We start from the raw sequence: 9,593 nt of genomic DNA on the forward strand, positions 1-9,593 counted from the left end.
CCGACCGGGATGAGGCTATGCTTTCTGATTTTGGCCTTTCTGAGAAAATAAATGAAGATGGATTTGCAACACCAGAGTTTCTTTATGTTAAACATCAAGCTCCGGAATCGTTCACTGATGAGGAGTTGGATTTTACATTTGATGTTTATCAATCAGGTATGACTATGTATAGGATGTTGGTTGGTCATGAGCAGTTTCAGTTTGAAATTAATGAAATATGCAAATCTGGCAATCCACATGGAAAAATAAAAGATGGATCGTTTCCTTTTAAAAAATATCCGTACCATGTTCCTAAGTCCTTGATGAAAGTAGTTAATAAGTGTTTGGATAAAGACAAGTCTTCTAGATACCAATCGGTACAGCATATTTTAAACGACCTGTCAAAAATTGACCCGCCATCTTTAAACTGGCGAATGAATGTAAATGAAAATACAACTACATGGATAGCTTATAAGGATGATGCTACTATAAAGGTAGAATATGACCGTGATACTGGTGACTGTTCTGGTAAGAGGGTTAATGCGGCAGGGAAAATACAAAAGATTTCAGAGTATTGTATTAAATCTGTTACCGAACGAGATCTCCGAATGATTCTAACAAAGTAAGGTGTTTTGATGAAAAAAAACGAGGATACAACAGTTTTTCCTCGTCGATATGAACTGGCTACAGCACCAACAAAAAGGGGTGCGAAAGCCCTTTCAAAGGATGCGAGGGAGATAAAAATTAAAGAGTTCAACGATGCCATGCTCAGCTTAGAAAGCCATATACGCATCAGAAAATAACCCGGCCATGAGCCGGGTTTTTCATGTATTCCCTCAAGTGTTTCAACCTCATGCAAAACATCCTCTCCCTCATCGAAAGCGAGCATTTAGGACCCCTTGATTTCAAGGAGTCCTCATATATGAATAAGCAGAACAAGGCTCAGCCATGCTATGAGCTAATCGACCGAGAAGAAGAATTTGAGCTCCACCATCTCCATACCTCCCTTCTTCACCTTCTCCCGCGGAAGGATCTTTAACCGATACCAGGCTCCCTTCATTCATCAACGCATTCAGTTCCCCTCACAGAACCCGTAGATTTTGTGATTAATATATTTTATCTTGACGATTCAATTTATTGATCATAAGTTAACCCCATACAGAAGAAGTCTGTACGTTTAACCAGTATCAGGAGGTCAGGAAATGGCAGTCACGAATAAAAAGCCGATTCTTGTTGATCAGCCGATTCTCGAAGGGTTACAGCGCCTCCGGGATGATGAATGCCGACGTTCTACCGTAGGCGCAGCCCCAAGCATTCAGGAGCTGGCGCGTCACCTTTTGCGCCAGGGCATCCACCGGCATGAGGCGGGCGAGAAGTAACATCACAGCCAGGAAAGGAAAAACCAATGCCGTTAATGAAATTACCCACATGGGCGCTAACAGCGTTCGGTACGAAAGGTAAGAAAAAACAGCCCCAACTCTCTGAGGAAAACCCATCCATGTTCGATTTCTCGCATCTGTCAGGCAAAACCAAAACGAAAAGCGAGTCCGATAGCGGTAATGAGCCACTGAAACAGGATAGTGACGATATCCAGGTATACCGCCCTAACCAACACAGTCGCGGCCACAATGTCGCGGTATCGACTGAAGCTAAAGATAACCCGGTTCTGGCGGTTCGTTTGCTGAAGGAGACCGAGCTTTCTTCGAAGAAAATTAAGCTGAAACTGGCATCGTCACCGGCGGCCCTTTCTGTCTTTACCATGAAATTTATGGAAGAGAACGATCCAACCTGGGAATTTCAGGACGATGAAGAAAAAGCCCGCACGGCGCTGATGTTTTCGACGCAGAATCGCGACGCAAATGGTTACAACGCTGCCCATAATAGCGCTCTCAAAGCATTGAAAAAAATGGAAGAACCTCTGACAGAGGATGAGGTCAAGGCATTAGCCAGCATGGCATCGAAGATGCAAAACGATTACGACCCGATGTCGCCTGAAAATGTGAGAGCTCGCCGCAAGGCTGATGAAGAGTATCAGGAAGAAGTCGCCCAGGCGGCTGCACGCCGTAATGACCGTATCCGGGCATCTGGTGTGAGCTTGCCGGGAGATACTCGTCGCGTTAATGGCAAGATTGAAGGGCCGGCACGTGAAGCCGAACTCCTTAAATCACAGGTTCCTCTATGAGAGGTGCGGTGATGAGCGTTATGAACTTTCAGCACCTCAATCCGCCGCAGCCCGATGCGCAGGCATATGGCTTTCCCGGGCGCCATATGCAGCGCATGCACCGGCTTCAGCAGTCTGTTGAAGACGAGCAACCCCCTGAATGTCGCCATTCTGATGCACATCTGATCGCGGTGAGCAAAGAGGCAAAACAAAACCCGATACAGGCATTTCATCTCATCGCCGAAGGGAGCCCGCACCATCGGGCCATCGCCAGATTACAGGGCCGCGCTCGCCAGCTTAGTCAGTTTACCCGGCGAGTTATGGAGAAGGTTTATCCTGGCTGGGAGCTCCTTGATGCCGAAGACCAGAACATGGCGGCATTCCAGCACAGCATGATTAACGGTGACACAAACGGCTATCGTGCAGGTTTTAATGCTGCCCTGTCGGCGCTGGAGAAGTTTGTAGAGCCCATTACGTTTGATGACATCACCAATAGCGTTAATTCGCTGGTGGAGGAAGCATGAGTAATTCATTCGATTTTGAACTGGTTGCCGGTGATCATGTCAGCGAAGCAATAGCACATATCGACGAGGCTGTTCGCAATCTTGAACCTCAACTGGAGAAGACCCGGAAAGGGTTACAGTTGGGTGGACAGGAGACGCTTGATGGGCTGAATGGGTATAACTCCAGACTGGACATCATGGCCAGCACGGCTCGCGATAACGTTCAGTTTATCGGAGACATGATCCCCCCATTAAAAATAGTGGGGGAGATGTCGTCTAAAATTGCCGGAATGGGGCTGGCAGGTGGAGTTGTTGGGGCCGTCGGTGGCGTGGCTTACGCAACGGGTAAACTTGCCGAGAGTTACAAAGAGGCAGCTCGGGGCGCTTATGACCTGGACACCCATGCGAAAAATACCGCGATGAGCGTTCAGGATTTTTCCCGCCTTTCAGGTGCCCTTCAGCTTGTGGGGGCCGATAGCGAAAGCGCTGCTTCTTCCATTGAGGGAATCTTTAAATCACTCAACGAAGCGAACAGTGCGGGAAATGCTGTTGTCATGTCTGCTATGGCGCAGATAGGCGCACAAATTGAGAAAAACAAAGATGGTTCGGTAAATACGCTAAAGACGCTTGAATCCATCGCAAGGATTTTCCCTAAACTTCGTCCTGACCAGCAGAAGTCGTTCGCTAATGCCATGGGGTTAACCCCTGAAATGTTGACACTGTTGCGCGAAGGCTCGAAGTATGCCGGGCTTCTGGCAAAAGCGGATAAGGTAGGATTGACGGTGGATCCCGCCCTTAACCAGCAACTGACAAGCTTCGATGTTGCTGTGAAGGAAGCGAGCGCTTCCTGGGACGGATTCAAATCAAAGCTTGAACGTAAGGTTTATGCCTCTATTGATACCAATGGCCTTACCGATATGGTGAATGGCTTTACGGATATGCTGGCGAATAATTTCGACAACATTTCCATGGGGCGGTTTGCCGGACAAAACAAAGGCGACGACTCAGAGCTGATGCGCAGAGCGCTGGCAGATCCTGAATTCCAGAAAAGACTTAATGGGAATGAAAAAAACCAGCTAACTGCTGGCGTTATGACCGATGAAGCAAGGAAGAAATATCACCAGTATTTTTATAACCAGGATCGATCCCGGCAACTACTGAGGGATGTCAACGCTATTACCCGACCCGCTCCTGTACGCGGTCAGATCCCCTATAGCCCGGCCAGTAAAAACACACCGGGATTTCGAAATCATAACCCCGGAAACCTGAAAGCTGCACCTAACTCAACCGGGAAGAGGGGCAAATTTTCCACATTTGCCAGCGATGATGATGGTCTGTCGGCTATGGCTCGCCAACTGATGCTTTATGGTGACCGGGGGAATAATACTCCGGGCGGCATTCTTCATACGTATGCCCCGCGTACTGAGAATAAAACACAGCAATATATTGACGATGTATCCGCCAGAACGGGTTATAGCGCCCGGCAGCGTCTCGATTTGCACAGCCCTGAGGTGCTGAAAACGCTGATGGCGGCAATGATCCAGCATGAGCAGGGGTCGCAGCCCTATACAGAAGAGCAACTGAAAAACGCGATACGGTCAGCCATTATGGATGACAGGTGGTCTGGTTTGCGGAGCCCGGAAAGGCTGACGCAGCAGCGCCGGGATATCATTTCTGGTGCCGGAGGTGGAGGACGATCCTCTTCCATACTGTCTCCTGCGGACGGAGACAGTAATGTTAACGTAATAACCGAAAATATAACCCGCTCCCTTACGGACGCCCTTGCAGAACAACCATTGAGACTGGAAATAACGATGATTAACGATAAAGGCGAGCGGAAAACTTACAACGTTGAAAACAATGGGAAAATAATTACGCCCATGAACTATTGATGCGGCCTTCCACCGTCGCGTTACAAAAATGGGTCCTTCCTGAGACTTTTGTAAGGCACGGGCATTGCGCGCCGCAGTGTTTTTGTAGCTACAGGTTTTGAATTTGATTCACACTTTCACACTTGTCACTTTTTGTTATTGGTTTGTTAATTGTGAGTGGTGGAAAGGGATAGCGGGCAGTTTCGGTAATTTTTGATTCACAGTTTGATTTACACATTCAGTCTAAAAAGTGTGAACCCTTCACACTTTGTGCACAGTCGGTGTGCAGGGTTCACTCTTCGTCAGCGAGGTAGGTTGTTATGTTAATGTCAGTAAGCCAGTACGCCGAGCACAGCGGCATGAGTCGCCGGTCATTTTACAACTGGGAAAGTAAGCAGGGATTCCCGGCTCGGATTGACGGGAAGATTGACCAGGAGGCTTGCGACGCTTATCTGGCCCGTTACCGTGACAGCCATGATCCGCGTGCTCAGAATGCGAAAAGCAAAGTAGTGGCATCCGGTGGTCGTACTGTTGTGAGTAACACTCTGGTAGAGATGAGCGTTGCAGAGATTAAGCGCATTATGGCATCGGGTGCCGAAAAGGTGGCCGGGATGGATCCGGACGAACGCGCTCAACTGGCCGCTAAGGCCGTAGAGCTGTTTGTAAGCGAAGGCCCCTATAACCCGCCTGTAACGTTCGGCGGCTACCGGCTGTCGATTGTTGAAACGCCAGATGATGAAATCGGGCAGATCATCGCGGGCGGTGCGTTTGGTCTGTCTGCATATGATTTGATCTACGAGTGCCGGGATTACACTCTGACTCTCATGAGTGATGAAACCGAAGAAACAGCCATGCGGAGGGTTATACCTTCGTTGCTGTATGCCCTGGCCGACGATACCGACTAAAGCAAAGTGTGCCAGCGGGCTCCTGTTATTCCAGCCCTTTGGGGCTGGTTTTTTAAGCTTTATGACTGCGAAGCATCGTACAGAAAGGACAGTTACAGCCACTTACCGGGCTGGCGGTACAGGTTCCGATATTGACTGCCTGAGATGTTCCGGTCTGTTGTCGACTGTAAAAATTGTTGGTGATGTTGTCGGCGAGGGTTTCAGCCTGCATTGAACTCGCTGCTTTTGTAGCGACAGGTTGTGATACGAAAGCGAGTGCGTTGTATGAAGTGAGGACGAGAGATACAGCCATAATACTTTTTATTTTCATGTTACAGATCTCAAGCGATGTGGGTAGTGGCATTGCTCATATTATAGGCTTTATTAAAGTATGCAAAATCCCGGGTTAAATATTTCGTAAACCCATAACAAAAAAATTCCCTCTGAGAGATTAATCTCATGTTAAATCATAATGATATAGAGGTAACGCTCATCAACCTCGCCAAAAAACAGGGACTGAGCCTGAATGGAAAAGATTTATTAGATATTCGGACGCAGGTAGCGACCGCTCTGGCCGCCAAAGACCGACATCGCCAGCGGATGACATCCCCAGAATATCACTGGCGCAAGCCAGCACCTCGGCGATAGCCTCCTGATCATTGAGCCGCTAAAATTTTTAACGTGCCATATCCTGAAAAGTCTACCTGTCACATAAGGTTGAATTCACTGAAAGCATGACGACCAAAGTGACGGTCTCGGATAAATCAAATACTTACGTTGAAGTTGAAACCGTAGGTGGGAGGCCTCAATCTATAATGATAAGACTGAAGCCTAATAATGAGTATGAAGCTCTAAAGCATAATGGGGCGAATAATTAACCCTTTGAGTATCAATTGTTAATTGTTAAAAAAGTCAAAAATAACACAACCATCTGAATTACTTGCTATTATTTTCATGTCTAAGGCGGATAAAACCATAGGGTTCTTTATGATGATTTTCCCACCTTTGTTACTTGCATTTGAAACTATAATTTTCAGGTCTGATACCAATATTTTCTTTGCATCGATAATCATTCCGCCGCCATTACTAGCTATAATTTTTAGATCGGAAACATTCAACATGATTATAACCCTCTATTATCATTAGTAAATTTTATGCAACGATAGCACCCTGCCAATCAATCACCTCTTGTGATAATTCAGTATGCGTATCAAATTGTCGCCTTACGATGACAGCGCCGATTTTACGTTTTTAGCTTACTCGTTCTGTTAGGATATTTCATTTTTTATTATGTATTGCATCAATTAGCGCTCTGAAACAGAATGTTAGTCAACTGTTTTAACAAGAGTTAGGCCATTTCTGTTTAATGGTCTTTAATCGGAAAGGGGAATGAAGATGGCTGGAGAACTTGACGAGGCGGCAAAGCAAATTTTAGGGACACTTTTGGCTGATTTTTCTGAAAGGAAGCTATCTGCTAGCGACTTACATAGTAGCTATGTCGGGCCGAAAATTGATGCTCTTGCAACTGCTGTTTGCAATGTTGAGGATATAAACGAAGTCGATTTTGAGGTCGCTTTCAAAGAGTTAGAAAACAAAAAACTGATTTCTACAGGACCTTTGAAGGCCCATGATAATGACCAGAACTCGGCTTTTGTTTTTATTGGTCTTTACAGCGAGCGTGAGTATGCATTTTTGACTGAGGAAGGTTATAAGGCTGCAAGGAAAGCACCGAATCGTCCTCAGCAACGAGTACAGCGAGTGATTAACACCGTAAACATACATGGTGGTAATTTTAATAATACACAATTGGCAGCCGGTGAAGCGGTACAACAATCAATGGCGATTACTGGCGGCGCTGATTCGGACATTGTGGCAAGGCTCATCACTATTCTGGAAGAACAAGGCAAACCAATAACGGCAGAGCAAAAAACAGGGATCCAGGCGGCAATTACTGCTGCGAATGATGGTGATGGAAAAGAAGCCAAATCATTACTTGCCAGAGCGTGCGGGTCTGTATGGGAATCGGTGCAGCCGGTTATGTGGCCGATAGTGGGTGAGTTGGTCAAGAAAAGCCTTGGGCTTTGATATCGATAATATTCTTCATGGGCTGCGCTTGCGGCCTTTTTCATACCTGCTGTACGAGCAGTAATCCTGCGAAGCGAAAAACAACCTTAACAACCTTTCCGTATAAATTGACCAAGCGATTTATACCCGGCCTTACCCCCTGATGGCACCCCCACGGGACCCCCAAGTAAAGCAAAAGGGCCGGCGATTTCTCGCCAGCCCTTGCGGTGTCTGGTGGCCCCTGCTGGACTTGAACCAGCGACCAAGCGATTATGAGTCCCTACCAGAACAACCGAAAATCAATGGTTTGCGTTATTTATCATTGACATAGATTGCCACTGTTTGCCAAAAATCACCCATCTTTCGCCATTTCTACCGCCACTTTATCGCCATCAATTGGAGTAGTATCTAAGACTGAATGTGGACCTTTATGGACTTTTTCAACAAATATTTTTAAGTCATCAAATTCCTTTTCATCAAGTGAGTGTTCTGAAAGGACTTTTGATACAAATTTTGGACCATGCCCCCCAATTTTTTTATTAAAACGCTCAATTTCACCAACAGGAACAATATAGATACCTGTTTCTTCTAGCATGCAAATTAGATTTTCATATGCAACAGTGGCATCACCACTTGGTAATATCGCCGCACCTGCTTGTTTTAGCGCACTCCATGCTTGCCCTTGTTTCATGGCATCCTGAATATCACTTTTCTTTAATTCATCAGGTTTTGATTCGTTAATGATTTCAACGATTTCTTTTTTAATTTCTTCAATGGTTTTGGGCTTAATTCCTTTCCGAACAAATGAATCTACTTTACCCCACTCTTTTAGAATATTGGTAGGGTCAGAACCAAAAGATTTTACAGTATCCTCTATCAATTTTTTATCAGAAAGAAAATCAATATCAAAGATAGCTTTTGTAGGAACGCCCACTTTTCTTAAAACAGATGCAATCCCATGTATTGCTGCTTTACCGCCAGCAGGGACGTATGATGTATCCAGTAGTTGATTGTTATTATTGTTTTTCAGCCATTCTGCGGTGTAATTATAAAGTCTACAATCACTATCATCTTCACAAATTATAATTTGTTCGTGGAAAATACCATCAAGAGCATTCGAGAAACGAAGGTTAGGTTTACTCCATAATTCCTTTATAGCCTCTGAATTTGCTTCGTGAATCAAATTTCCGTTTTCATTTTTTTGAATTCTGATAATTCTGACATTTCCTTTAGTACCCTCTAAGAACCCACGCATGATATCGCTGCTATGAGTGGCGACAATCATTTGCCCTTTAACTTCTGAAGCTAAGGTTTCACCAAGTTTTCTCATCTGTGGTGGGTGCAAGAAAGCCTCTGGTTCATCCAGTAGAATCATATCGTGTTTACTTGTTAGCGTTTCGAAAAGGATGCCTGCATAACTTTTGACACCATCCCCTTGCATATCAAGTAGTGGGTTCTTTCGGACAGCATCTCTATAAAGATTCGTTTGCCTATCAATAAATTCATCACCTTTAGGTATTTCTCCAATATGGATAGGGAGTTTGCTACCACCTTTAAAATCAAACATAAGTTCTTGATTGAATGCTTTATAAAATAGTTTGCTTATTTTTTGCATCAACTGGTCGTCATCATACAAGATGTGCTGAGGTTTGGTCTTCGGTTCATTAGGGGATACGCTTTTTTGTTGCTCGCAAATCTCAAGTCTTTCTTTTGCACTAATATTCTTTATAAAGCCATCGGCAAGGTGGCCGTTTAAATATTTCCCGCTCCATTGGTTGATATAACCTTCATATAATCGCCATGAGCCATAATGATAGTTTGGGGGGATGTATTCCGCGTGTTCTTTTAAGAATTTATCAAGTTGTGCTTGGGGGATGTTTTTATTAATTAAAACATCCTCAACAACTAACTTTTCAAACCCGCTTGTTTGTGCGGAAATTGAAAATATATCTCGTAGGGTCTGTGATTTTCCACTGTTATTGGGGCCGACAATGATTATTTTATCATTCTCGCCAAGATGTATGGTTTTGCCACATTTAAAGGTTATTTCCTTGAAGTTAATCGTTGGTAGAGATAAAGGGGGAGTATGGTTCATATTATTTTTCCTTTACATATAATGGATTCAAAGTTA

Annotated in this window: 10 protein-coding genes and 1 tRNA gene; 8 read left to right on the plus strand and 3 right to left on the minus strand. The window is 44.9% G+C overall.

The features are described from left to right. The 7 genes from ACZAHD_RS00925 to ACZAHD_RS00955 form a co-directional block, all read left to right on the plus strand. Positions 1-605, plus strand: a 605-nt coding sequence (locus ACZAHD_RS00925; RefSeq protein WP_462455121.1) for a protein kinase domain-containing protein, incomplete at its 5' end; no start/stop codon positions are given. 9 nt (positions 606-614) lie between these two features. Then, positions 615-782 (plus strand): hypothetical protein, encoded by a 168-nt coding sequence (locus ACZAHD_RS00930; protein WP_462455122.1) that lies wholly within the window; start codon positions 615-617, stop codon positions 780-782. Between the two features lie 399 nt (positions 783-1,181). Then, positions 1,182-1,358 (plus strand): hypothetical protein, encoded by a 177-nt coding sequence (locus ACZAHD_RS00935; protein ID WP_462455123.1) that lies wholly within the window; start codon positions 1,182-1,184, stop codon positions 1,356-1,358. 26 nt (positions 1,359-1,384) lie between these two features. Next, complete coding sequence (locus tag ACZAHD_RS00940; protein WP_462455124.1) at positions 1,385-2,161, plus strand: hypothetical protein; 777 nt, start codon at positions 1,385-1,387, stop codon at positions 2,159-2,161. Positions 2,162-2,172: 11 nt separating this feature from the next. Next, a complete protein-coding gene (locus ACZAHD_RS00945; protein ID WP_462455125.1) occupies positions 2,173-2,664 on the plus strand; it encodes a hypothetical protein in 492 nt (163 codons plus the stop codon). Continuing rightward, a complete protein-coding gene (locus tag ACZAHD_RS00950; protein WP_462455126.1) occupies positions 2,661-4,535 on the plus strand; it encodes a hypothetical protein in 1,875 nt (624 codons plus the stop codon). Before ACZAHD_RS00945 ends, ACZAHD_RS00950 begins: the two co-directional genes overlap by 4 nt. Before the next feature lie 299 nt (positions 4,536-4,834). Beyond that, positions 4,835-5,419, plus strand: coding sequence for a hypothetical protein (locus tag ACZAHD_RS00955; protein WP_462455127.1), 585 nt, complete (start codon positions 4,835-4,837; stop codon positions 5,417-5,419). An 875-nt stretch (positions 5,420-6,294) separates the two neighbouring features. Here the strand turns inward: ACZAHD_RS00955 and ACZAHD_RS00960 are convergent. Then, positions 6,295-6,519: a hypothetical protein gene (locus ACZAHD_RS00960; RefSeq protein ID WP_416427950.1), complete on the minus strand. Its 225-nt coding sequence runs from the start codon at positions 6,517-6,519 to the stop codon at positions 6,295-6,297. 274 nt (positions 6,520-6,793) lie between these two features. Here ACZAHD_RS00960 and ACZAHD_RS00965 point away from each other — a divergent pair, with 274 nt between their 5' ends. Next, positions 6,794-7,483 carry a hypothetical protein gene (locus tag ACZAHD_RS00965; RefSeq protein WP_462455128.1) on the plus strand — a complete coding sequence of 230 codons (690 nt, stop codon included), beginning with the start codon at positions 6,794-6,796 and terminating at the stop codon, positions 7,481-7,483. Between the two features lie 211 nt (positions 7,484-7,694). Here the strand turns inward: ACZAHD_RS00965 and ACZAHD_RS00970 are convergent. Continuing rightward, a tRNA-OTHER gene (locus ACZAHD_RS00970) sits at positions 7,695-7,842 on the minus strand. Then, entirely contained in the window at positions 7,815-9,557 is a 1,743-nt protein-coding gene (locus ACZAHD_RS00975) for an ATP-dependent nuclease (RefSeq protein ID WP_462455129.1), read from the minus strand. The genes ACZAHD_RS00970 and ACZAHD_RS00975 overlap by 28 nt, the downstream gene beginning before the upstream one ends. Positions 9,558-9,593: the final 36 nt, after the last annotated feature.

This window comes from Raoultella sp. (assembly GCF_039594335.1).
Classification (GTDB): domain Bacteria; phylum Pseudomonadota; class Gammaproteobacteria; order Enterobacterales; family Enterobacteriaceae; genus Klebsiella.